Raw genomic sequence first — 26,692 nt, 5'->3', positions numbered from 1 at the left:
GGGCACCCGTTGGACGAGAGAGAATATGATGCAAACTTTACTTTTAATTCTCCTGGCAGTGATCGTAACAACATCAGCAAGCGCTAAAGAAACATACATAAGCTACGACGTCATCGAGACTCGACGTACAGCTTCTGACCATCGAGAATCTATTACGCAAATATCACTTCTTCCCGGAGATGATATCAATTATTACTATCGTGAAGATGTTTATGGATCCACAACACCAGTAGTTACAGCAATATATTTTCAAAATTCATATAAACGCAAAGCTACTGAAAAAGAGAAGAAAGATCTGATCCTTAAGCTGCTTGAAGCAAACATATTCCACCTTAAGAGTGATCCAAAATCGGAATCTAAGGAGTATTTTACAGATTTGAATGTAAGGATAAACGATCGAGAATGTCGGTATTTTTTCAACACTCCACCTAAGTCACCTACCAGAAAAGCCATTCATGACATTATGCTCAAATTCACCAAGAAAACAAAAGTTGACCAACCATTAGATAGGGCAAAAGCAACTACAGTTACAGAAGGAGATTTACAACCGGCTCGGCAAGTCCAGCTAACAGAAATTCTAGAAAATCTAGACAAGTATCACGGAAAACGAGTTTCGGTTATTGGTTATTACCATGGAGAATTTGAAGGAAGCAGCTTGTCAGTGGATGAAAAGGCTTCCAAATCGAACGACCTCAAACGAAGTATCTGGCGGTCTGAACCTTCAACTTTTGCAGAAAAGTCGGCTATCAAGGATAAAAACAATGCTTGGCTCCGAGTAGATGGAGTTTTTCTCCGAGGGCCACGTGGTCACATGAGTCTGTGGCCTGGAGAGATAACTCGCCTTACACGAGTTGAGCCTGTATCAAAACCATAATTTATGAAAAGTGAATGTCCAACAGCCCCATGGACGCCGACCGCCAGAAAACCTGGGCGGGCGGGTCATGGGGGCACCCCGCTATGTGAGGAAAAGTTTAAATGGAAGTATCGATAATAATCTTGGTGGTTGTGGCTATTGCTGAGACCGTGTTGAACAGTCGATGGGTACCATTCTATTTTTTGAAAGGGATACCCCTTTTCAAAAAAACCGTCTCAATTATTGAAGCACCTAGTTTATCTCCCGATGATCTTACGAATCAGTTCAGCCAAGGTATAACCACACCAATAATATTTTTCCCTGTAGGCGAAGGCTTAATAGCTTTCAGAGAAAAAATGATCAGCTTCAGATTTTTCCACTATACGCCTGTGATGCATGGTTTGATTCGCGTTGATTATAAACGTCGTGAAATTAGTGTGACTGGTTATGCTAACTGGTTTGCCTTGCTTTTCGCTTTCATTTTCCCTGCTTCATTTATTACCAACTCCCCAGCAAAATCGGAGCTTGGCTTCGTTATTCCGTTTTTGCTCGTTCTCTTCGGATCGCTTTACGCCATTCAATTTTTTCGCTTCACAAAAATCATGGAAGCAATCAAGCAGAAGCCTTACATGCCATCGCAACCATCGATGCAACAGCAGTCAGCGTTGGCAAAGAAGGCAAATAAGGAACACCTATGGGGTCAGGTCTCGAAAAGCTAGTTCTTGTGTAAAAAATGATATTTCAAGACCTGGCCCGTAAACTTCTCGACCGTCACAAGAACCGGCCCGGTCATCCTCAGCACCGTTGGTCGCAGAGAGAAAATGACAAATCTATTTCAACATAAAATCAATTTTACGGAGCGATTCAAGAAGCGACATTCCTTGCGATTTCATATGTCGTTAATCCTAATGGCAACAGTTTGTTCTGGGGTGTTGGCCACTAAAATATTGCTGGCCTTACATCTTGAAAACGTAATGTTGCGCTACCCTCTTGCGGTCATCTTCGCATATCTCATTTTCTTCATATCAGTTAAGCTCTGGCTAAAATATATTGCCACCTCCCCCGTGACACAAAAGGCAAATAACAATTCGCCAGATTCATGTGACATCCTGCCTGACATGCCGATTTCATGTCCATACGATGGCTATACCAGCGCCGGCGAAGTGTTTCGTGGAGGCGGAGGCGGGTTTGACGGCGGAGGAGCAACCGAGAGCTTTGACGCAGCAAGCAATGAGTTTGCAGACAGCAGTTCAGATATACTTTCAGGAACTATAGATACGAGCGGCGGCATAGACGACGCAGTGGGTGATGTGGTCGGTGGCGTTGCCGAAGGACTTGGCGATGAGGGAGGAGTTGTGGCCGTGGTGGTATTCGCGGCCTTGGCTGCGATTATGGCCGCGGTTGTCGGTGCAGGTGTTTATTTGGTCTACGAGGCCCCCTTCATCCTGTCAGAGGCAGCCTTTGAATTTATTCTAGCAGCTAGCCTTGTACGTGGAACGAAGCGAATCGATAGCGCCGACTGGATGGGGAGCGTTTTCAAGACGACCAGTATTCCATTTATGGTAACACTTGCATTAGCAACTCTTACCGGATATCTCATACATCATTATTTCCCTGAAGTAACACGCCTTTCTGAACTGTTATCGCGGCTGTGACAGCCCCTTAAAAGATTGCGATCTGATACTAAGGTAAAGCGCCAACCAGCCGGTGCCTGCCACTCAGCACACAGGGCAAGAACCCGTAAGCATGAAGATGACGGGGAAGGATTTTTGTGGAACAGAAACCAGCCGGAATAATCTATGGGGTCAACGAGATCCCGCCGTTACGAACCACGCTGTTGCTGGCGTTTCAGCATGCCAGTCTGGCGCTTGTCTTTATTGTCTACCCTTTGATGCTGCTGACTGAATCGTCAGGAACACACACCAATGCCGAAGGGATTGTGACAGCATCTATCCTGGCCATGGCTGCAGGTACGTTTCTGCAGTGTCTGCGCCGCAACGGCATTGGCAGCGGGTTTCTGGGGGTGCACATCAACAACCCGGTGTATCTGCCGGTTTCCATGCAGGCCGCCAGCATGGGCGGCATTGGGCTTTCCTGCGGTATGACCGTGATTGCCGGGGCCTTCAGCGTCATTTTTTCACGTGTTCTCCCCTCGCTGCGCCACCTCTTTCCTGCTGAGGTCTGCGGGGTGGGGATCCTGATGCTTGGCATCTCCATGGTTGAGTCCGCACTGCCGCGGCTGCTAGGGCTGACTGCTGACGGCCAGATTGACCCGCCTAGCGCGATTGTTGCTACAGTGACCCTGGTGCTGATTATTGCGCTGAGTGTCTGGCCAACAGGACATATCCGGCTGTATTCGGTGCTGATCGGGCTGGTTGGCGGCTATGGCACGGCGCTCTATCTTGGTGTTATTGCCCCTGCAAGCCTGCGCAGCATTATGGATAGCGGGTTTGTATCGTTACCGACCATAAGCGTGCCTGCATGGAAATTTGAGTGGGCGCTGTTGATCCCGTTTCTGATGACCGCGCTGGTGTCGTCGCTTGATTCGGTTGCCGGTATTGTTACCTGCCAGAAGATCAATCAGACAGAATGGGTGAGGCCGGACATGCAGAGCCTGAGTGGCGGTATTCTGGCAGACGGCATCGGTGTCGCTATTGCCGGTGTGCTGGGGACCCTTGGCACCGGGGTTTCTTCTGCCCATATCGCGCTTTCATCGGCAACAGGCGCGACTGCCCGCAGGATCGGCCTGATGGCATCACTGCTGTTGCTGGCAACCGCCTTTGTGCCGCCGGTTGCCAAGCTGTTGTCCAGGATGCCGACACCGGTAATCGGGGCGGTGCTGGTGTATGCCGCCGTGTTTCTGATTACTTCCGGCATGGGGCTGATCACCTCCCGCATGATGGACAACCGCCGCATCTTCATGGTTGGGGGCTCCATCATCGCGGGGCTTTCCGTGATGCAGTTTTCCGAGCTGATCAGCCGCCTTCCCGACTGGCTTTCCAGCATTGCCGGATCACCCTTTGCGGTTGCCTCAATCTGCGCCATCATGCTGAACCTGCTCTTCCGTGTCGGCACGGCTCAGAACGCGGCTGTCTGCATCAAACCCCAGCTGAACCATATTGCTGACGTACGGAATTTTTTTGAGAACCGCGGCGGGGCGTGGGGTGCCAGGCGTCAGGTGGTGCAACGGGTGGAGGCTGCCGTCAATGAACTGCTGGAGACCGTAATTCTGATGGAACTGACATCAGACGAGATTAAGATCCAGGCCCGCTTTGACGAATACAACCTGGATGTGGCAATACTCTATACCGGCTTGCCGTTTCAGGCGCTGACTCAGCCCCCTTCGCCAGAACAGCCCCTTGATGAGGACGCGGCGCTGATGCGCCTGCCAGCCCTGCTGATCCGCCAGTACGCCGACCGTGTTACGGTAGATACCGCTGACCAGCACCAACGGGTAACACTCCACTTTGAGCATTGACTGCGTTTCCACATGGTGCGGCAGATACGGCTTGCAGTGCCGTAGTGCCGTAGCCAGCTGATTTTTTCTGGACATACGCCATCTATCGGCTTATACAGGCTTTTATTCATTACAAAGCAAAGGATCGCCCATGCGAATCCGACACATACATGCCAAACCACTAGCGTAGCACCCAAACCCGCCCCTTCAGGCGGGTTTTTCGTTTTTCCAGGGTGTAAAGAAATTTTACAGTTTTTTTGTAACACACTGAAATAACAGCCAGCAATTCGATCCAAGAGCTCTGAAAGAATCCATATTTACTGCTACGACAACTCGCCTCCAAGACTCCTGCTGGAGAAGGGTCCAGTCAACAAATGAAAATATACAGCCCTCAACGACCACGGTCTGTGCTGCGCTCCACCGGAGCGGCCTGCTGTCATCACTGCTATTGCTGACTACCGCCTTTGTGCTGCCGGTTGTAAAGCTGCTGTCCAGAATGCCGACGCCGTTGATCGTGGTGGTACTGGTGTAAGCAGAGCCGACTTTAATGCATATTTAAAACCCCACTTTAAATTTGCATCGAAACGTTTGCACGTCCCATGCTATCCTTCCACCCATGATCGACACCCGTCGCGATATTGAGCGGCGGCTGCTGACGCTAAGCGATACCACCCGCCCGTTGAACCGGGAAGTTACGGCGGTTACACTGGATGACTATCTTGGGAAATTGGCTGCATAACACTACCATGGAGGATGTTACCGTATGAGTATTGGAACCCCGCTGAAGGCTGGTGCCACCAAACTGCTGTTGTTGGGATCAGGAGAACTGGGCAAGGAAGTCGCCCTGGAGGCGCAACGCCTGGGGGTGGAGGTGATCGCGGTTGACCGCTATGCCGATGCCCCGGCCATGCAGGTGGCCCACCGCAGCCATGTGATCAGCATGCTGGACCGGGAGGCGCTGCGCCGGGTGGTGGAGGCAGAGCAGCCCGACCTGATCGTGCCGGAGATCGAGGCAATTGATACGGTCTTTCTGCTGGAGCTGGAACAGGCAGGGCAGCGGGTGATCCCCACGGCCCGGGCTGCCAACCTGACCATGAACCGCGAGGGGATCCGGCGTCTGGCAGCTGAGGAGCTGGGGCTTCCCACCGCCCCCTATGCCTTTGCCTCCAGTGCGGCAGAGCTGCGGGCTGCTGCCGACAGCATCGGGCTCCCCTGCGTGGTCAAGCCGATCATGAGTTCCTCCGGCAAGGGGCAGAGCGTAGTAAAAACCGCAGCCGAGGTGGACACGGCCTGGCAGTACGCCATGGACGGCGCCCGCGGCGCCTCGGACACGGTCATCATTGAAGGGTTTATCGACTTTGACTACGAGATCACCCAGCTGACGGTGCGCCATGCCGGCGGCACCTCCTTCTGCCCGCCGATCGGCCATGTACAGATCAAGGGGGATTACCACGAATCATGGCAGCCGATGGCCATGTCACCGGCAGCCCTGGCTGAGGCACGGCGTCAGGCGGAAATGGTCACCACCGCCCTGGGCGGCTACGGGATCTTCGGGGTGGAGCTGTTTATCAAGGGGGATACAGTGCTGTTCAGCGAGGTCTCGCCCCGCCCCCACGACACCGGCATGGTGACCATGATCTCTCAGAACCTGAGCCAGTTTGAGCTGCATGTGCGGGCCATCCTGGGGCTGCCGGTGCCGGAGATCCTGAACCTGGCCCCTTCTGCCAGCCATGTCATCCTGGCAACCGACAGCCAGGAGACGGTGCGCTTTACAGGTGTTGCAGAGGCCTTGAGCGTTCCCACCGCCAAGCTGCGCCTGTTCGGCAAGCCGGATACCCGCCCGGGCCGTCGCATGGGGGTTGCCCTGACCCAGGGTGCCAGCACGGACGAGGCCCGCAGCCGGGCCGAGGCCAGCGCCCACTGTGTGCGGATCATGCCGCAGGGATAGCCTGCTTTTAATGTAATCTGTATCCGCAGCAAAAAATAGAAAAGGAAACCAGCAATGAGCGAATTACCGAAATGTCCGTCCTGCAGTTCTACCTACACCTATGAAGATGGCGATAACTATGTCTGCCCGGAATGCGCCCATGAATGGCCGGTTGCTGCGTCAGAGGAGGCGGTTACGGCGCGGGTGGTGCGGGATGCCTTTGGCACAGAGCTGAAGGATGGCGATAGCGTGACCGTGATCAAGGATCTGAAGGTCAAGGGGGCCTCAGCGCCGGTCAAGGTGGGGACCAAGGTAAAGAACATCAGGATTGTGGATGGTGATCATGACATCGATTGCAGGATTGACGGGTTCGGTGCCATGCAGTTGAAGTCGGAGTTTGTCAAAAAGGCCTGATCGGCCCGTACCTGCTGCAGTCAGGCAGTCTGATCAGCACAGATGCCGTGTTGATCAGACTGCCGCCTCAGAATCGCTCCCCCGTCACAGCGTAAATTCCTGCATCCGTTCCCGCAGGGCCGCTACGGCCTCCCGTGATGGCGCGCTGCCGCCCATCCCCTTTAGCCAGAAGCGGTCAAAGATCCGCTTGTTTTTGGTTTCCGCCAGCATCTCTGCCGGAAAGAGCGAAAACAGGCTGAAGGTGTTCAAGAGTGCTGACAGGACCCCGAGCCGGTCAGGGCCGTTTGCCTCCAGGTAAAGACTGCCCTCACATCTGGTTGAACGTTCAAGCTGGTAATCATCCAGCGCAATCGGTTCTGCCAACGCCTGGACGGTCGCGTTCGACTTGCTGAGCGCCAGATAATCAATTGCATCAGGTGCCAGTACGGCAGCACCGAAGTCCAGATCAAGGCAGGACTGCCAGTTCCTGCCGATACCGCGTGCCGCCTCAAGCCTGGTGATATTGACCTTGCGCTGTGCCAGGCCATGACTTAGTCCACAGATCCAGCCCGGATCAAAGCGTCCCTCCAGCGTCAGCTGATAACGTCGCATCCCAAGATACTTGAGGGCTGTTCCTGATGTAGATAGCGGCACCGTTGCCTCTTTTGTATGCATTGTCTTCACCCTTCTACTCTATTTACCGCATATTTTGTGCAGCTATTGGTGTTGTATTCATCAGGCATGCCAAACCTTAAGCGCGACACGGCAGCAAAGTTGCATGGAGGTCTGCATCTGACCCGAGGAGGGACCATGACACTACCCATTGACCGCGCAGAGGGTAAGCGGCTGTTCAAGAAGTACCGCTCCCAGCGGGACGGCATCAGAAACTGCCCGGAGATGGCCTCGGTCTGCCTGATCTGCGAATCAATACATATCGCAGACAAACCGGATGCCGACGGCATGCGGTACTGCTGCAACTGCGGCTTTGCCTTTTACCGCTACAACTGCCCCTCCTGCGGCAGGACGATTGACGGGCGGGACCCGAAAAACCCCGCCTGCAGCAGCTGCGGCCGAAGGATCTGCAGTTGCGGAGCCTGCGGCTGCCCAAAACCAGACAAGGAGACACCTCTATGAAACAGGCCCAACACGGCAGTACGGTGACGGTCAGTTATATCGGCACCCTGGATACCGGACGGATCTTCGACAGCACCGAGGCGAACGGCCCGTTAACCTTTACCATCGGTAATGATCAGGTCTTTTCTGCGCTGGAACAGGCCATTATCGGCATGGCTGCGGGCGAGACGAGGAACATCCTGATCCCTGCGGCAGAGGCCTACGGGCCACGTCTCGACGCCAACATCATCAAGGTAAAACGGGAGATGTTTCCGGCTGAACGGGAGTTGAGGATCGGTGAAAAGCTGCGGATTGAATTCAGCGGCGGCAGGGAACGGATTCTGCTGATTCTGGACCAGAACCCGCAGGAGGTGACCCTGGACGGCAACCACCCCCTGGCCGGTCTGGATCTGACCTTTGCCCTGCGGCTGGACAGCATTGACGAGCCGTAATGGTCAGGAGGCGAGCAGTTTGACAAACTCCTCCGGCGGCAGCGGCATGCTTTTCAGGTAGCCCTGGTACAGGTCGCACTGCAGGCCCTGCAGGAACTGCAGCTGATCTTCCCGTTCCACCCCCTCTGCCAGCACACGCACATCCAGGCCATGCCCCATGCTGATGATGGTGGCCACAATCTTCAGATCCTTTTCGCCATGGGGCACATCATCAACAAAGCATTTGTCAATCTTGATCAGGTTCAAGGGAAAGTGTTTCAGGTAGGCCAGGGATGAATAACCGGTGCCGAAGTCATCCAGGGCAAGCCGGACCCCCAGACTGCTGATCGCCTGCAGTACGGCAATCGCCTCCCCTCCCTGTTCCATCAGGGCTGTTTCCGTCACTTCAAGCTCAAGAAGTTCTGCCGGGAATCCGGTCTCGGCAAGCACAGCCGAGACCGTATCAACAATATCTCCCTGGCGGAACTGCAGCGGCGAGAGGTTTACCGCCAGGCTGAGCGGCGCAAGCCCCTGATCGAGCCACTGCCTGCCCTGACGACAGGTCTCACGCAGCACCCAGCCCCCGATGGCTGAGATCAATCCGGTCGCCTCGGCAATCGGGATGAAATGACGTGGTGCAAGCAGCCCGAGCTCGGGATTCTGCCAGCGCACCAGGGCCTCTGCTCCGACGATCCTGCCGCTCTTCAGCTCCACCTGGGGCTGGTAGTGGACCCGGAACTCCTGCAAGTCAAGGGCCTGCCGGAGCCGCGCCTCAAGGGTAATCCGCTCCAGTGCCTCTCTGGTCAGATCCTCGCTGAAATACCTGAAGCAGGCCTTGCCTTCCGCCTTGGCGCGATAGAGGGCGGCATCGGCCTGTTGCAGCAGCTCGTACTCCGAACGGCCATGGTCGGGGTAGAGGGCGATGCCGATGCTGGCATTGATACGCAGCTCCATCCCGTTGCTCAGCTGGAACGGCGTATCCAGCAGTTCAAGGATATCCTCAGCAACCCAGGCCACATCCTTGGGATCGCTGATATCCTCCAGCAACAGCGCAAATTCGTCGCCACCAGGCCTGCTGAGCGCATCGGTCTGTCCCAGTTTCTCCGTCAAGCGTTGCGCTGTTTTCTGCAGCAGCTCATCGCCAACCAGGTGGCCGAGGCTGTCATTGATATCCTTGAAGCGATCCAGGTCCAGCAGCAGCAGGGCCAGCTGTTTGCTGTCCCGCTGCGAGCGGTTGATCGCATGCCCCAGCTGGCTGGAGAGCATCAGGCGGTTGCCCAGACCGGTCAGGGGGTCATGCCAGGCCAGGTATTCAAGCTGCTCCTCAGACTCCTTGATCTTTGAGATATCGGTGAAGACGGCAACGTAGTGCGTTACCTCACCGCCGGTATCCTTTACGGCACTGATGGAAAGCAGCTCCGGGTAGATCTCGCCATTCTTGCGCCGGTTCCAGACCTCGCCACGCCATTGTCCGGCGAGCTGCAGCGAACTCCACATGGCGCTGTAAAACTCCCTGCCGTGCCGTTTCGATTGAAGTACACGGGGGGTCTGTCCCAGCACCTCCTCCCGACTGTAACCGGTCAGGTCGATGAAGGCCTGGTTGACCATCAGGATCCGTTCCTCACGGTCCGTCATCAACACCCCTTCACGGCTGTTTTCAAAGACGCTTGCTGCAAGCCGCAACTGTTCACGGCTTTCTGCCTGGGCACGGTCCAGTTCCGCCACGGCCAGGGCATGGCCGATATCACCGGCAACCCCCTCCAGCAGCTGTTCTTCGGCCTGATCGAAAAAGCCTGTCTCTGCGGAATAGAGGGTAAACACGGCACAGACCTGGCCATCAACGGAGACAGGGAACGAGGCCATGGCAGCAAACGGAATCAGACCATAGATCTGGCGGCAGGTGGGGCAGAGCCGCTCAACACGTCCGGTATCCGCCATATCAATCACAACCGGCTTGTTTTTTCCAAAGCACTTCAGGCAGGCCGACTGGACTGAGACCGTGCGGTCGCCTGCTCCGAAGCCGGTCAGCTGCTCCAGAGGAAAACCGGCAGCTGCCTTGGGCGTGACATCTCCCCGGGCATCCGGAATGCCGATCCAGGCCAGCTTGAACCCGCCATCAGCCACGGCGATGGAGCAGACTTCCTGAAACAGCACCTCCGGACCGGGACGGCGGCCGATCAGCTGGTTGATACTGGAACGGAACTGGTGCAGCCGGCTCAGTTTGCGCGTTTCCGCCTCAAGCTGGCGTTCCCGGGTCACAACCCGCCCGCAGCCGACTGTACCGAGCAGGGTGCCGGAGTCATCAAAGAAGGGGGCCTTGTAGACATCAAGAAAGAGAAACGCCCCTTTGACATTGCCGTATTCGTCAAAACGCCGGGGCTGCATATCCTGCAGCACCAGTTCGTCTGAGTTAAAGCAGAGTTCACCAAAGGTATGCCAGTCAGCCCGTTCAGGATGGGATTCCCGCTCACGCAGGGCAAAGAACAGATCATTTTTGCCGACCGGCTCCTCCGTATCCCGCGCAACCAGCAGATTCGTGCAGATGGCCTGATTGGCAAACAGATAGAAACCGTTCCTGTCCTTTGCCCAGATCATATCCGGCACATTGTCGCAGACCATCCTCAGCAGCCGTGCCGTGGCCCGCTGCTGCTGGGAGAGCTGCCCAAGTTCTTCAGCATGACTGCGGATGGCCGCCTGCTGCTTATCAAGTGAGCGGATCATGCTGTTAAAAGTTGCAACCAGTGTCGTTATTTCACGGCCGCCTTCAGCACTGAACTGCCGCGCCTCGCCTTCTTTTTCCGCCAGCCCCTCCAGGTGCTGCGTAAAGGCGGAAAGCGGCTCGGTCATCTTATTCAGCAGCAGCCAGGAGGTATAGATACAGGCCGCGGCCACCAGGATCACCGTCAGCAGCAGGACGGCACTGCCTTTTCTCAGCGGGGCATAGGCCTCATCGGCGGGGAAGTTGACCGCCAGTATCCAGGGGGCCTGCTGCAGATGCCGGAACGAGGAGACACTTTTCACCCCACTGGAGGTGGTGGTGACACCGGTCCCCTCAAAACCCTCGATCGCCTTGTCAAACAGCCTGTTGCTGCCGGGCGGGACATCCTGCTTCATAATCCTGGAGCTGTTTGGATGCACCAGGATGGTTCTGTCCTTGGCATAGAGGTAGAGATAGCCCCCTTTGCCGATCCTCTGCAGGGCCAGGGATCCCAAAAAGTTCGGTTTTTGCAGGCAGATCCCGCCGGAGAGCATGCCGATGCAGCGCCCTTTCCGGTCCCGCACCGGTGCGGCAAGCTGGATCACCGCATGGTACGGTGGCTTGGTTGAGACAAACGGCCTTGAAATAATCGGCCTGTTTGCCGTAAGCGCCTGGCGGAAAGAGGGGTGGTCGGAAAAATCACGGAGGGTGCGGTCGGCAAGGTAGGGGGTTTCAGCGATCAGGCGCCCGTTAACGGTAAGCAGCACCAGACCGTTGTCAAACATGCTCTGAATGCCGGTGCGATTCTCCAGAAAGCGCTGGGCCTGCCGGCTGTCCTGCATGACCTCTTCAGGCACCACCCGGGCAACCGCCTGCAGCGCCTTTCCGGCAGAGTTCAGTTCAGTATCGATCCCCTGGGCCAGACCGTTCAGCAGCGCTTCCTGCTGGCGGCCAAGGGTACGGGTATATTCCCGCGACAGAACAGCCAGGGTCCCGGAGACAATGGTCACGATCAGTACCAGCCCGGTAACAACCATTACCAGCGAGAGCTGGGTCTTAATTCCCATGCGGGAAAGCAGCTGAGAATAATTCATCATCACCTTGCAACATTAAAATTAATACCACCCTGAACTACACGTTTTAATCCCGCATGACAAGACCAAATCCATCCTATTGCACCGGAAACAGCGCTATGCCGCCTGACTCAGGTGTATGCGGCTGGATTTCCAAGGGCACCGATCATGGCTGGACAACGACAGAACCGGGCATACCGGCCCGGCCTTTGCATACCGATGATCACTGTTCATCAAAATCAGCGCAATGGAGAGATGTCATGCACCAGCCAGCCAGACCGGACCGCTATGTCAGTTTTATCGGAATCGAGGGGGATGCCAACTCGCGCCGCTTGATTGAGTTGCTGCGTCACCATATTGATGATCCGGCAAAGACCAACCGTTTCTGGGAACTGTTCAAAGGTAAACTGGAGAAGATCAAACAACCTGACAAGACAAGCGGCTTCAAACAGGATGAGCTCTACCTGATCCACGCCTACATCAACAACATCAGAGAACTGTTTGAGACCTACGATGATCAGCCGGCCCTGGCACTGCTGGACCGGATTGAGGCGGAAAGCTGCTGACCCCCCTGGGGCCGGCAGCCTTCCGTCCGGGAAGCCTATTCGCCAATCTTCTTTTCTTCTTTCGCTGCTTCAGGCTCAGCCTCTTTGGCCTTGTTCGCCTCTGCTTCAGCCTTTTGGGCTGCCCGGGCCGCCAGGATCGAGTCAAGAATCTCTTTATGGTCAACCGCACCGGTCAGCTCAGGCCTGATCGTAAAAAGCGGGTCATTATAACGGCTGAAGCGGCTGATATTCTCCACGCCGACCTGGTAGCGGTTGTCCTTGCCCACCACAGTGAAACGGCTTTCAATGCGGCTGATCTGCCCTGTTGACCCCAGTCCGATATCAAGGGTGGCAGCCATACGGAAGGCAGCCAGATAGCTGTCGATTTTCTGCTTGTCGGTCAGGATCATCAGGGTACCGTACTCTTCCTTGCCCAGCACACCATCCTGATACAGGCGCTGGACAAGGGTGTCTGCAATGGTAAGCAGCAGCGCAACCGACTCCTCATGATCCAGCCTGACCGTAATATGCCTGACCAGACCCGCCGCCGCATCGTCGCCCGTAAGCGGCTGGTCGCTGAAACGCTCATCCTTCAGATCGGCAAAGCCCTTCAAAACCCCCTGCTTCAACCCCTCGTTAACCGAATCAAAGTATTTCTTGCCAAGCAGGTTTTTAAGTTTGTCAGATTTCTCACCGGCAAGCTTCAGCAGATCATTCAGATCAATCCTGATCAGCTTACCCTGGTTGCCCGGAGCCATCGGAAAGATGGTGTTAAAGAGGGTCGTACCGACATACAGGGTCTGGGTGGTGTAATCAAACAGCAGCGGTACCTTGATTGATACCTCGACGTTGTCCTGATCATAGTGCAGATTGTACAGCACCTCTGATTTTTTGTTCTTCATGTCAATGGCGCCATCAGCAATGATCGAAAGCCCCCGCGCCATATCCAGGTTCTTTTCCAGGTACTGCTGTTTGGAGGCAGTCGTCTTCAGATCCTTGACCGGCACTGCCAAATTCGTAAGCCTGCTTTTGGAGGTGTAATTATAGCCGCTGGAGTTCAGCGTTTTCTGCAAGGCCTGATTCACCTCCTGATGCGGAGGAAGCGTGTGCGTACAGCCGGCCGTCAGAAGGCTGAACATGCCGAGTACTGCCAGAATACGAGATTTGATGGACATTGAGGTACACTCCTCTGCTGATGATTGAATGCAGGGCAACACCGCTGCGCAGCCGGACATTCAGGTCATAGTAGACCATAAACCTCTCATATTCAATAAGCGCCTGAAATACGGTTGGTATCCTGGACTCAACGGCAGCGCTTACAGCGTGAACTGTTTGACAAGCTGCTGCAGTTCCTGGGCCTCACGGGCCAGCATGGAGGCGGCTGTTGCCGTTTCAGCGGCCCCCCGCGCTGCCTGCTGCACCACATCTGACACCTGGAACAGGCTGTTGGACACCTCGCTGGTGGTGGTGGTCTGTTGTTCAGCAGCGGTGGCGATCATGCTGATCTGGGACGTCACCGCATCAATCTGCATCAGGATCTCCTGCAACGCCTTTTCGGAGGAACCGGCAGCACCGGCAGAGGCGTCCACATCCGTGACACTTTCAGCCATGGCGGTCACCGCCTGATGGGTCTCCTGCTGGATCGCCTTGATCATCTCACCGATCTCGCGGGTTGCCCGGGTGGTGCGTTCGGCCAGTGCCCGCACCTCATCGGCAACCACGGCAAAGCCCCGGCCCTGTTCGCCGGCCCGGGCCGCCTCAATGGCCGCATTCAGGGCCAGCAGATTGGTCTGATCGGCAATATCCTCAATCGTGCCGACAATGGCGCCAATCTGGTCCGAACGGGTACCCAGGGCACTGACGCTGTGCGCCACCTCCTGCACCCTGGTTGCCAGACCGCCCATACCGCCGATGGCTGAGTGGACGATCTTCTCGCCGTCGCTGGCTGTTTCTGCGCTGCTGCGCGAGGCACCGGCAGCGGCCTCACAGTTTCTGGCAATATCCTGACTGGTGGCCGACATCTCTTCACTGGCGGTGGCAATGCCGTTCACCTGCTGCGAAGCCCCCTCGGCTGCCCGGGAGATCTCCAGCGAGGTGGTCTGCAGCTGGATTGAGGCCGAGGCAACCCCTGAGGCGATCTGGGTCATATCTCCGACCACCTTACGCAGCTGCTCAACCATCACGCCGATATCGGCCATCAGACTTCCGGGCGGCGCCGCTTCGACACTGACCGAGAGATCACCATGGGAGACCCTGGCAACCAGCTCTGCCACCGCATCAGGCTCACCGCCAAGCCGCGCCAGTACCTGCCGGACAATGACCAGACCGGCCGCTACTGCTCCGAGCAGGATCAGCAGGCCGACCCCCAGCATCAGCCAGCTGCGGCTGGAGATGATGGCAAGGGCCCGTTTTTCATGGGCAGCCGCATCATCATTGGCCACCTTGACCAGCTTGTCGATTGCAACACGGTGCGTATCGTAGAGCTGTTTCAGTTCGCCAAAGGCCAGTGCCCGGGCCTTTTCATGGTCGCCTGCAGCCAGGGCCGGCAGAAACGCCTGTTCTGCCCTGGTAAAGAACTCGATTGCCGGTTTGTAGGATTCGTTCAGCAGCAGATCCCGCTTGGGGCCCGGCGGCAGGGTTGTCTCCCAGTAGCTGTGCCTGGCATCGTAGTCGGCCTTCAACGCCTTGAGACGTTCTCCGGCGAGCTTGGCAGCGTCGCTCTGGCCGGCATCAAGGGCCTGCAACACCACCAGATACGGCTCAATGATATATTCGGGAGGCGGCAGGATATCGGCAACAAGGTCCTTGTCGAGGACAATCTCGGTGTAGACCGGTCCCGAGACCTTGATGACGTCAATGGTGGTTTTGGCTAACAGGGCGAAGAGGATAAAACCGAGGCTGAAGACCAGCAGCAACAGGTACAGCTTTTTTGAAAAACGCACGGATGCCCTCCAGGCATACCGGACGCCGTTGTCCAGTCAGAGTAGATATCTTGACGGCAAAACCCTACTGCAGTTGCTGCGACAGTCAAGCCGGTTTACTAATTTTTACATTCCAGACGTCCTGCAGCGGTTGTCACGGGCAGGCAGGCGCCACAGCGCCGGGATTGGAACAGCTGGAAAGGTCGCCCCTGAACACAAAGGCATCACCCTGCTTGGCAAGCCCGACCCAGTCATGGATAACAGCCGGATCGAATCCGCATCGTCTGCTGCCGCCGGACTCCATCAGAGGCCGCCGGATCAGGAGATGATCCTGCAGCATCACGGCAAGCGCCTCATCAGCCGCAAAGGCCTCAGGGTCAATCTCGCCAGACTTGATCCGCGTGGCATTGGGATTAAACCAATCCTGCACCGGCAGATCACCAAAGTAGGACCGCAGCTCCCCGGCGGTCCAGGGATGGGCCAGCAGATCCTGCGGCACCACCTGATGCCCCGCCTCCTGCAACAGCGCCAGCTGCTTCTGTGACGTCAAACAACCTATTTTTGTATAAAAGGTAATACAGGCCACGGTATCCTCCTGCTAATAGCCTTACATCAGCTGGCTGCCACACCCCACCAGATAGTTGAAGGTCTCCTCACGACTAGTGATGAAGCGCGGCATGGTGTTGAGAAAATCTTCAAGCTTGTTCAGGATCTCGCCGTCCGCTGTACCAAGCTGATCCATCACCGCCCCCATCATCGGCAGCACCTCGTACAGATCATCCCGGTTGAAGGGCGCAGGGTCAGGCAGACCGGCGAATTTCGGCTCGTCGCGGGTTTCGACATATTTGCGATATTTGAACTTCAGATCAAATGCCTTGACGATGAGCATATGCCCCCCCTTCACAGCTGTTAGCCACAGAGCACACTGAGAGAAAACCAAGACCTGAAACCTGTTTTGCAGGGTTAAAATCAAAATTATTTTGTTGGTTTGCTTTTCTCTGAGAACGCTGTGTTCTCTGTGGCAATATTTTTTGAATCAATGACTGCCGCAACCACCGCTGCCACACCCGCCGCCACAGCCCTTCTTGACGATATCCGACGGGAGCGGTTTGCCGCAGAGCTGCAACGATGCCTTGTCAACAAACCAGTCACCATCCACCTGATTACCCTGCAGCTCGTTTTTCTTCAGCATCATCAGCACCCGTGTCTCAGTTGTAGCCAGCAAAGCGGCTGCCTCGGCAATCGGTACAGTCGTTCCTGATGTACACATGACGATTCCTCCATTTTTCCGATTCCAGTTCAAGGATGATATCAAGGCGGCGAGGAATTCGGCGACGCAGGTGTACACGCAGTACATTGAGGAGCCGAAGACGAGCCAACGAAGATTGCGCCTTGAAATGGGATCGGGCTCAGGCTGCCTTGAGCAGCTCTGCCCCGTTCAGATAGATATTCACCAGTTCCCGGTCTTTCAGGTCACGCTTGCGGCGCAACGCCTCCAGCCGCACCACCGGCAGCAACAGACCGGCATCATCCCGGGACAGTACGATCCCCAGGCTGCGGTAGCGATCGATCAGGCCGCTGGCACCGGAATGTTTGCCCACCACAATCTGACGGACCAGCCCCACTTCAGCCGGGTCAAACCCTTCATAATTGTGAGGGTCCTTCAGCACGCCATCGGCATGCAGCCCGGATTCATGGGCAAAGACCCGCTCACCCACCACCGCCTTCCAGGAGGGCAGCTCCCGCCGGGAGGCCTTGGCCACCATCAGTGACAGTTCACGGAAACGATGGGTATCAATGCCGGTTTCAATGCCGCAGGCATGTTTCAGCCCCATCACCACCTCTTCCAGGGCGGCATTACCGGCCCGCTCACCCAGGCCGTTGACGGTGGTATTCACAAAACGGGCACCGGCCCTGATCCCGGCAATGGCATTGGCCGTGGCCATGCCCAGATCATTGTGGGTGTGGACCTCGATCTCCACCTCCGGTACGGCGGCCCGCAGCCAGGCCACCTTGTCGTACATGCTGAAGGGGTCCATGATGCCCAGGGTATCGCAGAAGCGGAAGCGGTCTCCCCCCAGTTCACGGGTGATCTGCAGCAGCTCCACCAGAAAGCCCAGATCCGCGCGGCTGGCATCTTCACCGCCCACCGAGACATACAGGTCATGCTGTTTGGCAAAACCCAGGGCCAGCTTGAGCTGTTCCTTGACTGCGCTGCGGTCTTTTTTCAGCTTGCGGCTGATCATCTGGTCCGATACCGAGAGCGAGATATCAACGGCCTGAATACCGCAATCAATACTGGCCTGGATCTCCGGGATCAGGGCCCGGTTCCAGGTGATCAGGCGGGCGGCCAGTTCCATTTCCACCAGGGCGCGGATGCTGGCCTGCTCATCTGCTCCCATGGCCGGAATGCCGCACTCGATCTCCTGCACACCGACCAGGTCCAGCAGGCGGGCAATGGCCAGTTTTTCCCGGCGGGAAAAGACCACACCGGCGGTCTGTTCGCCATCCCGCAGGGTGGTATCATCGATAATAATGTTGCTCGTTGTGATCATGGCAGGCTCCTTTCAATGGAGTACAGCCAGATGCTTTGCAGCTCACGTACCAAATAAGATATCCAAACAATATCAGTGCGATACAAACACTGCCATTCCTGCCGCCGGCTGCCGCCACCGCTTTATGCCTAAATAACAGACAGCCGCGACATGATTTGGCCCTTATCTGGCCAGCGACCTGCATGACCGGCATCTGTTCCAGTATCTGTTGAGCGGGATTGTGATTGGCCAGGTCAAGACGGACCAGAAGGCGATCGCCGGCCACTACACGTATGACAAGGATTTTTTCCTGCGACTCATGGATGCCAGCCGCTGTTATTCCCAGGCGGTGTATGAACGGGATGATGAAACACGGGAAGCGGCACAACGCCGCAAGCTTGATTATGCCCTTGCAGCATGCATGGCCAGAGCGGGAGATCAGACCCTGGATGTGGGCGGTGGCTGGGGAACCTTCAGCGGACATGCCGGCACGGCTGGTATGCGGGTCACCTCACTGACAGTCATGACCACCCGCAGAGCGGGTGGCTTGAGGAAAGCCCCTAAAAGGGGCTAGGTATTTTGGGTAAAGTCCAACTCTTCTTGTTTGTCCAGATGTTCCTGATCACGGACGTAGGCTCGGATCATTTCTTCATCCAGCCCAACTGTGCTGACACAGTAACCTCGTGACCAGAAGTGCCGACCGGTAAAACCTTTCTTGACGCCTTGGGCTTTGCGGTGGATATGGATCGCTGACTTACCCTTCAGATAACCGATAACCATCGCAACGCTGTACTTCGGCGGAATACTTAATACCAGATGGATATGGTCTGCCATGGCATGACCTTCGATAAGTTCGACTTCCTTCTGGCGACACAACTGACGGATGATTTTGCCAACTTCTCCTCGAAGCCTACCATAAAGCACTTTCTTACGGTACTTCGGCACTATCACCACATGGTATTTGCACTCCCATTTTACATGCGCTAAGCTTTGCCACTCTCGCATGGCATTTCCTCCTGTTGATTGCCTCTAGGGGCTTTCCTCAGGAGGAAATGTCGCTGGAACGGCATAGCCTTTTCAAGTCTCACCGGCAGAGCCGGTGGTTTACTGAAAACCTACAATTACCCGCCAGTTTGAACAGTTTCTTGCAGAGCTGGTTCAGCGCTTACCGCTCCCCTGCAGGTGCGCTACCAGGATTTTTTGAGCATACAACTGCGGAACCATACGATGCCATCATCATCCTGGGGGTCATGGAACATCTCACCGATTACCTCACCCCATGCTGCCCATGCTGGCCAGCCCGAAGATATATTCAGGGTGGTAAGCCGGCGGCTGGCCCGCATACATCAGATCCACCTCGCTGCAGACCGTAAACCCCCTGCTGGTCAACAGCTTCGAAGCAGCACGGTTTGCTGCCGGTACGTCCAGCACGGTGGCACCACCCTGCTGCTGGATGCCGTCCAGCAGCGCCTCGGCCGTTGAAAGATTCAAGGCACCGTAAGGACCGATCTGCCGATGGTTGCCAAGACTCTGCACCACCATAAACCCGCCCTCGCTGCCGCTTACCGAGCCACCATCGGCAGCATGTGCCAACAGGGCTGTCCGGTCATCACCCCATCCCAGAAAGTCGATCTCTTCCCAGTCCGAATCCATCTTCTTTGCCACGGCCCGCGCCTCAGGTTCACCACCCATCCCTTCCCAACGCCGGATCCGGTCACAGGCCATAAAGCCGTGACGCTCATAGATCGGCCGCCCGACGCTGGATGCGGTCAGCCAGAGTGTCTGCACATCTGCACGCTGCAGGACCTGCACGGCCTGCTTGAACAATGCCGTACCGATACCGCGCCCACGCTCACCTGCTGCAACCAGCAGATTCCCGATCCAGCCGGATTTACCGTGCTGGACCGCAGTGACAAACCCCACCGGCTTTTCGCCGTCATGGCAGACCAGACAGCCTTGCGGTGAACGCTCCAGCAAAAAGGCCAGCTCACGGCGAGTACTGATCCACCCCTCATCTTTTGCCATGGACAGGAAGGGGTGGATATCGTTGGGGGTAAAGTTGCTGATCTGCATGGCTAAACCTTTCTCACATTCTGACCATCAGATAAGGACACAGCCGGTGGAGCCAGCTACCTGGCGCGGCCGTTTCGCTGAGTGCGACAGACCTTTTCAGTCTGCCGCAGTAGCGAGCAACGGACGGAACGCAGTAGATGGCCCATCGGCAAAGTCCTACAAAAGCCCGATCGCATCGGCCCGGCACTGTTTGCAATGCCGCATCTGGCTGATGATCCGCTCGTTGTTGTTGCGTACTTCAGCCAGCTGTTCTGCACTGGGGGCCGGGATGTGTGCCAGGTCTGCCTGGGGGATCAACGGCATCACATTCATCACAAAGGCACCCAGCCCCTTAATCCGCTCGGCAATCTGCGGGATTTCGGCCTCGTTGATGCCGGGGATCAGCACGGTGTTGACCTTGACCACCATGCCCAGCTCAACGGCCCGCTGTACCCCTTCATACTGACTGGCCAGCAGGATCTCGGCGGCATCCCTGCCGCTGTAGCGCTTGCCGTGATAGTAGATGTGGCGGTAGATCTGAGCGGCGGTATCCGGGTTCATGGCATTGATGGTTACGGTCAGGCTGTGCAGCCCCAGGGCATGCAGCCGGTCAAGCGACTCAGGCAGCAGCAGTCCGTTGGTGCTCATGCACTTGATCAGGTCCGGGAAGGTCTCCCCAACCAGCTTGAAGGTCTCAAAGGTCTGCTGATTGGCCAGCGGATCGCCCGGTCCGGCAATCCCCACCACCCGCATGGTCGGCCCCAGGATCGGTGAGGCCATCACCTCCCGCACCTTGTCCAGCGCCTCGGACGGGGTCATCAGACGGCTGGCCACGCCGGGCCGGGATTCATTGGCGCAGTCATGCTTGCGGGTACAGTAGCCGCATTTGATATTACAGGCCGGTGCCACAGCCAGATGCATCCGACCGGTCTTGTGGTGGTTACCTTCAAAACAGGGATGCCCCTGAATCTTCTTCATCTGCTCACAGGATGTTGCCATGGTGTACGCTCCTTTCAAAAAGAAACGGCGCCGCAGGAGATCACTCCCGCGGGCGCCGTTGCCCAAGATGTTTTTTGTTAGGCATAGAGCGTGCCAGTTTTGTTTTTGCTGTAATATGAGTATGTTACCAACAGCAGCATCCCAGTCATGCCGTTTTTTTAATCATTTTTCATGTTCTGGGGCAGAGACAACGATGAAACGATCATCAAAAAACTCTTCCAGCAGCGGTTTCACCTCCTGCCAGCGCATTCCGCCGCCGCCGCAGCCGGGCCGTGGAACAAGCACCTGTGTCCAGCCGCACTGGTCGGCCAACAGGCGCAATTCCTCTGCAGAACGCCTGATCAAACGCAGTTCAGGCAGCGAGTACGGGGTTTCTTCGACCGGAAAGCTGACCAGGCCGAGCATGATCTCATGGACATGGTTGCCGCGTATCTGCAGCAACCGGCCCAATTGATGACGGAGTTCAGGAAAGCGTTCCGCAGCCTGCCTGGCGACCCCTTTGCCCATGATGGCCCTGCCGTCACGGGTTATTGAGCCGTTGGTAGTAATAGCAATGATGGCCTGCCCTTGATACGACCAGATATCAACCTGCATCTCACGCATCGGGAACACTCCTTGCTTATAGATTTTTCATGATCCTGAACATTGACCCATCCGAACTGAAAGAACGTGCCCGGGCCGCCTTTATCGGCATGGCGATTGGCGATGCGCTGGGGGCAACTGTCGAGTTCATGACCACCCCGGAGATTGCTGCCAAATACGGCGTTTTCAAAGAGATTATCGGTGGTGGCTGGCTGCGCCTGAAACCGGGTCAGGTCACCGACGACACGGAAATGGCGCTCTGTATTGCCAGAGCAGTTGCCCAGAACCAGGGTTGGTCGCGGGAGGCGATTGCCCAGCAATTTGCCGCCTGGCTCAAATCCCGGCCGGTTGACTGTGGTGACACCTGCCGCAAGGGTATCCGGGCCTTTATGCTGCACGGCACCCTTGAGGTGCCGTATAATCAGTGGGATGGCGGCAACGGCGCTGCCATGCGGATGCTTCCGGCCGCCCTGCTTTCGCTGCCCGACATCGAACTGATGAAAAAGTACGCCCTGGAGCAGGCCCGGCTGACCCACCACCAGGCCCTGTCCGATGCTGCCTGCATCTGCCTGGGCACCCTGCTGCACCAGATCCTGCAGGGCGTCTCGAAAAACAGCCTGCGCCGCGAGGTTGACGGCTTTGTAACCCGTTTCCCCTCGTTCTGTTTTGAACCGTACCGCGGCCTGGCCACCGGCTATGTAGTGGATACGATGCAGACCGTTTTTCACTGGTTTTTCAAGGGGAAGAGTTTTGAAGACTGTCTGGTGGGCACCGTTAATCAGGGTGCTGACGCAGACACCACCGGCGCTATCTGCGGTATGCTGGCCGGTGCCTACTACGGCATGGAGTCGATCCCCAGGCGCTGGCTGAAAAAGATGGATGCCAAACTGGTACGCGAACTGGAAGAACATGCCGACCGACTGATTATGGCAAGCCCGGCGGGACGCTTTATGTAAGCAGTTCTTCGGCCAGCTTGGTCATACTGATCCTGCGGGTCATGGACTGGCTGCGCATCAACTTGAAGGCGGCATCCTCGCTGATCCGCTCACGTTCCATCAAGAGTCCCTTTGCCTTTTCAATCACCTTGCGGTCTGCCAGCCGTTGTTCAGAATCCCGCAATTTATTCCGCAGCAGATCCTCATGCTCCAATCTGATACGGGCCTCAAGCAGCGCATGCCTCAGCTCCGCCTCTGCAGGGAAACTGGTCAGAAAAGCAGCAACACCGGCAGCAATTGCCGCTTTTACCAGCTCCTGCGTCCAGAGCTGTGCTGCCAGTACCACCGGTACCCAGACCTTGCCCTGCAGCGCCTCGGCCAACGCAACACCATCGCAGCGGAGCGGATCATGGCTGCAGATCAGCAGATCCGGCGGCTGTTCCAGCGCGTATTGCACCGCTGCTGCAGGGCCGACAGACACGGCAGAACGGTAGCCGCCGATCGCCTCAAGCAGTCGCATCAGGTGATCCTGAAAGACCGGATCAGGGGAGCAGATCAGCACCGTTGCAGCCCTGCTCCTATCATTGAGAGCTGTCTTCATACCGGTATACAAAGCAGGAGCTGTGCCAGATTTACCGTGCGACAAAAAAAGGGACCGGCAGATCACCGGTCCCTTGCGTTTCAAACCCAGATACGTCCCAGGAGGGGTTAGAACCTGATCAAAAGCCCGCCCCAGGAAAGACCGCCGCCAAAACCCATCACCAGCACCAGCTGGCCCGGCTTGATGGTGCCATCCTGCCGGAACTCATTCAGGGCCAGACCAACCGAGGCAGCCGAGGTGTTGCCGTATTTCTGCAGGTTGACCAGAAATTTTTCCTTGGGGATATCATGCTTTTTGGCAACCGCATCAATAATCCGCAGGTTGGCCTGGTGGGGAATCAGCCAGTCAAGATCGGCAGGCTGGATGCCGGCCTTGCTGCAGACGGTCTGGATCAGTTCAGGGATGGCACTGGTGGCGAAGACATAGACCGGCTTGCCTGCCATGTAGAAGGTGTTCTCTTTGGCGGCGATGGTTTCGGCGGTAACCGGCTTGCGCGAGCCGGAAGAAGGGACCTGAATCAGCGGCCAGCCATTGCCGTCGGTGCGGATAAACGAGGTAAGGATCCCTTTTTCCGAGTCTGCCTCACCACGTATGATCACTGCGGCGGCACCGTCTCCGAAGAGCGGGGCGGTGGTCTTGTCATCAAAATTGAGGATCTTGGAATAGGTATCGGCCCCGATCACCAGGGCCGTACGGGCCTTGCCGGCCCGGATGAAGCTGTCTGCCGTATCAAGGGCAAAGACAAAGCTGCCGCAGACCGAGTTGATGTCAAAGGCAAAGGCGTTTTTGGCGCCGATCTCTTTCTGCACCATGCAGGCAGTGGCGGGCAGGATCATGTCCGGCGTGGAGGTGCCGACCACAATGCAGTCAATCTCATCGGCACTGATACCGGCATCGGTCAGGGCAGCCTGGGCGGCTCGCGTGGCCAGATCCGAGGTTGATTCATCAGGGCTGACAAAACGCCGTTCACGAATACCGGTACGGGAGGAGATCCATTCATCGGCATCATCAACCAGGTAGGAGAAAAAATCATTACCGACCACCCGTTCCGGCAGGCCGGCACCGCTGCCAATAATACATGATTGCATCATTATACTGTCCGTCGCATCAAACTGCGAACGTCCCTTCGTTAAAGTCTGATCACTATCGCACAGACAAACAGTGTTTGTCAATTGTGGGCAACATCATCCCGCTCTTTAAAGGCGCTGAAAAGGTCCACCACCCCAAAGCCCCACAAACCGAAAACAGCTGCCAGCAGCAGCTTGGCCCAGAAGTTATACGGCTGCAGTTGCTGCAAGATCAGGGCCGGGGTCAAGGGGGTACCGGCCAGATGTGCACCGATCACCGGGCTGGCTATCTTCATCACAAAAAACAGAGCGGCCAGCAGCAGCAGGTTGACTGCCATGATCAGGGCGATCCCCTTGTTGCGCCGCCCCAGATACAGTTGGCCCAGGCCGGGCAGGATCAGGCCTGAAAGCAGCAGTGCGATAACCGGACGTTTCATGGCTGTTCCTCCTCCGCCAGCAGGGCTATCATTTCGTCATGAATCAGACCGTTGCTGGCCAGGATGCGGTGGTTCGTCACCTCATAGTCACTACCGTCAAAGGCGCTGACCAGACCACCGGCCTCACGGACCAGCAGGGTACCGGCTGCCACGTCCCACGGCTTCAGCTTGACCTCCCAGAAGCCGTCCAGACGGCCGGCGGCCAGATAGGCCAGGTCAAGGGCGGCAGCACCGGCCCGCCTGATACCGCGGGCAACCTTCTGGAAACGGATGAAATGGCCAAAGTTGTTTTCCGGGTCAGTGGCGCAATCATAGGGGAAACCTGTGCCCAGCAGGGCGGACGCCAGGGGCTGTCGGTTTGATACGGACAGTCTGCGGCCGTTGCGGAAGGCCCCCCCGCCGGTGGTTGCGCTGAACAGCTCATCGGTCATCGGGTTGTAAATCGCCCCCGCCACCAGCTCGCCCCCCACGGTCAGGGCGATGGAGACGCAGAACCAGGGATAGCCGTGGGCATAGTTGGTGGTACCGTCCAACGGGTCAATAATCCAGACATGCTGGCCATCACCGGCCGGGTAATCACCCTCCTCGGCCAGGATGCCGTGCCCTGGAAAACGCCGGTGAATCATCTCGACAATCAGCGCCTCCGAGGCCAGATCCAGCTCGGTCACCAGGTTCTTGGCCCCTTTCAGGTCAATTGAAAAGGCGGCATCAAAACGTGAGCGTTGCAACTGTCCGGCAGCCAGGGCTGCCTCAATGGCACATTCCAGAAAAGAGGATGCAGGCATGGCGTATAGATCCTTAGCAATGAAATAGTCTGACAGCATTAACAGAATTGCCCCCCCCTGACAAGGGTATCGGCATCCTTGCAAACCAAGAGAGCTTTTGACTTTCCCAAACGATTGCGGCATAGTGCAAGGCCATGAAGTTTGGGAGGTTACTGACACCATGATCCTTTTCGGCAATATTCTGTATGCACTGGCCAAGATTGTTGAGCTGGCTGACGGGCTGCTGACGATCTACAAATATATCCTGATTGCAGCGGCCCTGATCACCTGGGTCAACCCTGACCCCTACAACCCGATTGTGAGCTTCCTGTACCGGGTGACTGAACCGCTGCTGTCCCGCATCCGCCGCAGGATGCCGGCCATGGGACCAGTGGACCTTTCGCCGCTGGTGGCCTTCGCCCTGATCTATGTGGTGCAGATTGTGGTGCTGAACACCCTGTACCAGTACCTGCTCAACTACAGCATGATCCTGAAACTGAGGTAATACCCGATGACCATTACATCCCTGGATATACGGCAGCAGCAGTTTAAGGGCAAGATGCTGGGCGGTCTGGACCCGGACGATGTGGACAGCTTTCTGCAGGCCGTGGCGGTTGAGATGGAAGGACTGCTGCGGGAAAATACCGAGCTGAAGGAGCAGGCCAATCGCCAGACCCGTGAGCTGAGTGAGCATGCCCAGCGCGAAAAAGACCTGCGTGAGACCATGCTGGCGGCCCAGCGGATTACCGATGAGATGAAGGCCAATGCCCAGAAAGAGGCAGAGCTGATCGTCTCAGAGGCCCAGCTGCAGGCCAGACGGCTGGTGGATGAGGCTGAACGCAAGGTGGCCGACCTGCAGGCGCGGATACAGGATGTCCGCCGCCAGAAGCTGCAGTTTGAAATGGAGTTCAAGGCACTGCTGGACAACCATCTCCGGATGATCGGCAACGGTGAACAGTAGCCCGGCAGTGCCCTGGTCCCAACAGGGAGATGCACTGCTGCTGCGGGTCTTTGTCCAGCCCCGGGCCTCCCGCAACCAGTTTTGCGGCATTCACGAAGGTGAGCTGAAGCTGCGTCTGACCTCCCCCCCCGTGGACGGGGCTGCCAATGAATGTTGCCGCGAATTTCTGGCAAAGCAGCTGAAGGTTCCCAAATCGGCTGTCACCCTTATCGCCGGGGACAGCTCGCGGCACAAACGGCTCCTGATTGCAGGGGCCACCACGCAGCAGATTGAACAGCTGGTCACCCCCGAATAAGATCAGTTCCTGCCCCCTGCAAGGGCAGGTTATTTATGGCATGAAAGGATAGTT

General features: G+C 56.6%; 30 protein-coding genes and 1 pseudogene. 15 read left to right on the top strand and 16 right to left on the bottom strand.

The window, feature by feature from the left end; translation table 11 throughout:
- The first annotated feature begins 25 nt into the window (after nucleotides 1-25).
- From FY034_RS01515 to FY034_RS01485, 7 genes are all read left to right on the top strand, one after another.
- Nucleotides 26-874 carry a hypothetical protein gene (locus FY034_RS01515; protein WP_265553212.1) on the top strand — a complete coding sequence of 283 codons (849 nt, stop codon included), beginning with the start codon at nucleotides 26-28 and terminating at the stop codon, nucleotides 872-874.
- A gap of 101 nt (nucleotides 875-975) precedes the next feature.
- Nucleotides 976-1,572: a hypothetical protein gene (locus FY034_RS01510; RefSeq protein WP_265553211.1), complete on the top strand. Its 597-nt coding sequence runs from the start codon at nucleotides 976-978 to the stop codon at nucleotides 1,570-1,572.
- A gap of 102 nt (nucleotides 1,573-1,674) precedes the next feature.
- Nucleotides 1,675-2,508 carry a hypothetical protein gene (locus tag FY034_RS01505; RefSeq protein WP_265553210.1) on the top strand — a complete coding sequence of 278 codons (834 nt, stop codon included), beginning with the start codon at nucleotides 1,675-1,677 and terminating at the stop codon, nucleotides 2,506-2,508.
- Nucleotides 2,509-2,624: 116 nt separating this feature from the next.
- Nucleotides 2,625-4,331: a solute carrier family 23 protein gene (locus tag FY034_RS01500; protein ID WP_265553209.1), complete on the top strand. Its 1,707-nt coding sequence runs from the start codon at nucleotides 2,625-2,627 to the stop codon at nucleotides 4,329-4,331.
- 595 nt (nucleotides 4,332-4,926) lie between these two features.
- Nucleotides 4,927-5,049 carry a hypothetical protein gene (locus FY034_RS01495; RefSeq protein ID WP_265553208.1) on the top strand — a complete coding sequence of 41 codons (123 nt, stop codon included), beginning with the start codon at nucleotides 4,927-4,929 and terminating at the stop codon, nucleotides 5,047-5,049.
- A 24-nt stretch (nucleotides 5,050-5,073) separates the two neighbouring features.
- Complete coding sequence (purT, locus tag FY034_RS01490; protein WP_265553207.1) at nucleotides 5,074-6,258, top strand: formate-dependent phosphoribosylglycinamide formyltransferase; 1,185 nt, start codon at nucleotides 5,074-5,076, stop codon at nucleotides 6,256-6,258.
- Nucleotides 6,259-6,312: 54 nt separating this feature from the next.
- Nucleotides 6,313-6,651 (top strand): zinc ribbon domain-containing protein YjdM, encoded by a 339-nt coding sequence (locus FY034_RS01485; RefSeq protein ID WP_265553206.1) that lies wholly within the window; start codon nucleotides 6,313-6,315, stop codon nucleotides 6,649-6,651.
- An 84-nt stretch (nucleotides 6,652-6,735) separates the two neighbouring features.
- On the opposite strand, the gene FY034_RS01480 is transcribed toward FY034_RS01485, so the two are convergent.
- A complete protein-coding gene (locus FY034_RS01480; protein WP_265553205.1) occupies nucleotides 6,736-7,305 on the bottom strand; it encodes a hypothetical protein in 570 nt (189 codons plus the stop codon).
- Between the two features lie 135 nt (nucleotides 7,306-7,440).
- Between FY034_RS01480 and FY034_RS01475 the strand changes: the two genes are divergently transcribed.
- Together FY034_RS01475 and FY034_RS01470 are read left to right on the top strand one after the other, a co-directional pair.
- Nucleotides 7,441-7,764, top strand: a complete 324-nt coding sequence (locus FY034_RS01475; protein WP_265553204.1) for a hypothetical protein — start codon at nucleotides 7,441-7,443, stop codon at nucleotides 7,762-7,764.
- A complete protein-coding gene (locus tag FY034_RS01470) occupies nucleotides 7,761-8,195 on the top strand; it encodes an FKBP-type peptidyl-prolyl cis-trans isomerase (protein WP_265553203.1) in 435 nt (144 codons plus the stop codon). Before FY034_RS01475 ends, FY034_RS01470 begins: the two co-directional genes overlap by 4 nt.
- 3 nt (nucleotides 8,196-8,198) lie before the next feature.
- Here the strand turns inward: FY034_RS01470 and FY034_RS01465 are convergent, their stop codons facing one another.
- Nucleotides 8,199-11,939, bottom strand: a complete 3,741-nt coding sequence (locus FY034_RS01465) for an EAL domain-containing protein (RefSeq protein WP_265553202.1) — start codon at nucleotides 11,937-11,939, stop codon at nucleotides 8,199-8,201.
- Nucleotides 11,940-12,205: 266 nt separating this feature from the next.
- On the opposite strand from FY034_RS01465, the gene cowN reads away from it, so the two are divergent.
- The gene (gene cowN / locus FY034_RS01460) at nucleotides 12,206-12,511 is read left to right on the top strand and encodes a N(2)-fixation sustaining protein CowN (RefSeq protein ID WP_265553201.1); all 306 of its coding nucleotides are present in this window, start codon (nucleotides 12,206-12,208) and stop codon (nucleotides 12,509-12,511) included.
- Between the two features lie 35 nt (nucleotides 12,512-12,546).
- On the opposite strand, the gene FY034_RS01455 is transcribed toward cowN, so the two are convergent.
- From FY034_RS01455 to nifV, 6 genes are all read right to left on the bottom strand, one after another.
- Complete coding sequence (locus tag FY034_RS01455; RefSeq protein ID WP_265553200.1) at nucleotides 12,547-13,665, bottom strand: hypothetical protein; 1,119 nt, start codon at nucleotides 13,663-13,665, stop codon at nucleotides 12,547-12,549.
- A 141-nt stretch (nucleotides 13,666-13,806) separates the two neighbouring features.
- A complete protein-coding gene (locus FY034_RS01450) occupies nucleotides 13,807-15,432 on the bottom strand; it encodes a methyl-accepting chemotaxis protein (protein WP_265553199.1) in 1,626 nt (541 codons plus the stop codon).
- A 133-nt stretch (nucleotides 15,433-15,565) separates the two neighbouring features.
- Entirely contained in the window at nucleotides 15,566-15,997 is a 432-nt protein-coding gene (locus tag FY034_RS01445; RefSeq protein ID WP_265553198.1) for an ArsC/Spx/MgsR family protein, read from the bottom strand.
- Between the two features lie 21 nt (nucleotides 15,998-16,018).
- Nucleotides 16,019-16,300, bottom strand: a complete 282-nt coding sequence (locus tag FY034_RS01440; protein WP_265553197.1) for a hypothetical protein — start codon at nucleotides 16,298-16,300, stop codon at nucleotides 16,019-16,021.
- A gap of 147 nt (nucleotides 16,301-16,447) precedes the next feature.
- Entirely contained in the window at nucleotides 16,448-16,681 is a 234-nt protein-coding gene (locus FY034_RS01435; RefSeq protein WP_012468510.1) for a hypothetical protein, read from the bottom strand.
- Nucleotides 16,682-16,820: 139 nt separating this feature from the next.
- Nucleotides 16,821-17,966: a homocitrate synthase gene (gene nifV, locus FY034_RS01430; RefSeq protein ID WP_265553196.1), complete on the bottom strand. Its 1,146-nt coding sequence runs from the start codon at nucleotides 17,964-17,966 to the stop codon at nucleotides 16,821-16,823.
- 220 nt (nucleotides 17,967-18,186) lie between these two features.
- Here nifV and FY034_RS01425 point away from each other — a divergent pair, with 220 nt between their 5' ends.
- Nucleotides 18,187-18,519: an SAM-dependent methyltransferase gene (locus tag FY034_RS01425; RefSeq protein ID WP_265553195.1), complete on the top strand. Its 333-nt coding sequence runs from the start codon at nucleotides 18,187-18,189 to the stop codon at nucleotides 18,517-18,519.
- Here the strand turns inward: FY034_RS01425 and tnpA are convergent.
- From tnpA to FY034_RS01405, 4 genes and pseudogenes are all read right to left on the bottom strand, one after another.
- Nucleotides 18,457-18,950: pseudogene (gene tnpA / locus FY034_RS01420) on the bottom strand (IS200/IS605 family transposase). The gene FY034_RS01425 and the pseudogene tnpA overlap by 63 nt on opposite strands.
- Nucleotides 18,951-19,217: 267 nt before the next feature.
- Complete coding sequence (locus tag FY034_RS01415) at nucleotides 19,218-20,018, bottom strand: GNAT family N-acetyltransferase (protein WP_265553194.1); 801 nt, start codon at nucleotides 20,016-20,018, stop codon at nucleotides 19,218-19,220.
- A gap of 156 nt (nucleotides 20,019-20,174) precedes the next feature.
- Nucleotides 20,175-20,996: a radical SAM protein gene (locus tag FY034_RS01410; protein ID WP_265553193.1), complete on the bottom strand. Its 822-nt coding sequence runs from the start codon at nucleotides 20,994-20,996 to the stop codon at nucleotides 20,175-20,177.
- A 162-nt stretch (nucleotides 20,997-21,158) separates the two neighbouring features.
- Nucleotides 21,159-21,599, bottom strand: a complete 441-nt coding sequence (locus FY034_RS01405; RefSeq protein ID WP_265553192.1) for an ADP-ribose-binding protein — start codon at nucleotides 21,597-21,599, stop codon at nucleotides 21,159-21,161.
- Between the two features lie 29 nt (nucleotides 21,600-21,628).
- Here FY034_RS01405 and draG point away from each other — a divergent pair, with 29 nt between their 5' ends.
- On the top strand, nucleotides 21,629-22,534 hold the full coding sequence (draG, locus tag FY034_RS01400) for an ADP-ribosyl-[dinitrogen reductase] hydrolase (protein ID WP_265553191.1): 906 nt from the start codon (nucleotides 21,629-21,631) through the stop codon (nucleotides 22,532-22,534).
- On the opposite strand, the gene FY034_RS01395 is transcribed toward draG, so the two are convergent.
- From FY034_RS01395 to FY034_RS01380, 4 genes are all read right to left on the bottom strand, one after another.
- Nucleotides 22,527-23,114, bottom strand: a complete 588-nt coding sequence (locus tag FY034_RS01395; RefSeq protein ID WP_265553190.1) for an ANTAR domain-containing response regulator — start codon at nucleotides 23,112-23,114, stop codon at nucleotides 22,527-22,529. The genes draG and FY034_RS01395 overlap by 8 nt on opposite strands.
- Before the next feature lie 107 nt (nucleotides 23,115-23,221).
- On the bottom strand, nucleotides 23,222-24,205 hold the full coding sequence (locus FY034_RS01390) for a beta-ketoacyl-ACP synthase III (RefSeq protein ID WP_265553189.1): 984 nt from the start codon (nucleotides 24,203-24,205) through the stop codon (nucleotides 23,222-23,224).
- Between the two features lie 77 nt (nucleotides 24,206-24,282).
- Complete coding sequence (locus FY034_RS01385; protein WP_265553188.1) at nucleotides 24,283-24,618, bottom strand: hypothetical protein; 336 nt, start codon at nucleotides 24,616-24,618, stop codon at nucleotides 24,283-24,285.
- On the bottom strand, nucleotides 24,615-25,403 hold the full coding sequence (locus tag FY034_RS01380; RefSeq protein WP_265553187.1) for an inositol monophosphatase family protein: 789 nt from the start codon (nucleotides 25,401-25,403) through the stop codon (nucleotides 24,615-24,617). Before FY034_RS01380 ends, FY034_RS01385 begins: the two co-directional genes overlap by 4 nt.
- 160 nt (nucleotides 25,404-25,563) lie before the next feature.
- Here FY034_RS01380 and FY034_RS01375 point away from each other — a divergent pair, with 160 nt between their 5' ends.
- Genes FY034_RS01375 through FY034_RS01365 form a run of 3 tightly spaced genes read left to right on the top strand, consistent with a single transcriptional unit; the run spans nucleotide 25,564 to nucleotide 26,638 of the window.
- Entirely contained in the window at nucleotides 25,564-25,887 is a 324-nt protein-coding gene (locus tag FY034_RS01375) for a YggT family protein (protein WP_265553186.1), read from the top strand.
- A 6-nt stretch (nucleotides 25,888-25,893) separates the two neighbouring features.
- Nucleotides 25,894-26,343, top strand: a complete 450-nt coding sequence (locus FY034_RS01370; RefSeq protein ID WP_265553185.1) for a DivIVA domain-containing protein — start codon at nucleotides 25,894-25,896, stop codon at nucleotides 26,341-26,343.
- A 7-nt stretch (nucleotides 26,344-26,350) separates the two neighbouring features.
- On the top strand, nucleotides 26,351-26,638 hold the full coding sequence (locus tag FY034_RS01365) for a DUF167 domain-containing protein (protein ID WP_265553184.1): 288 nt from the start codon (nucleotides 26,351-26,353) through the stop codon (nucleotides 26,636-26,638).
- The last annotated feature ends 54 nt before the right edge of the window (nucleotides 26,639-26,692 follow it).

It is taken from the genome of Trichlorobacter lovleyi (assembly GCF_015239775.1).
In the GTDB taxonomy this organism is placed as follows: domain Bacteria; phylum Desulfobacterota; class Desulfuromonadia; order Geobacterales; family Pseudopelobacteraceae; genus Trichlorobacter; species Trichlorobacter lovleyi_B.
Note: the sequence above shows the minus strand (reverse complement) of the source record. Positions and strands in the feature narration are given on the sequence as shown.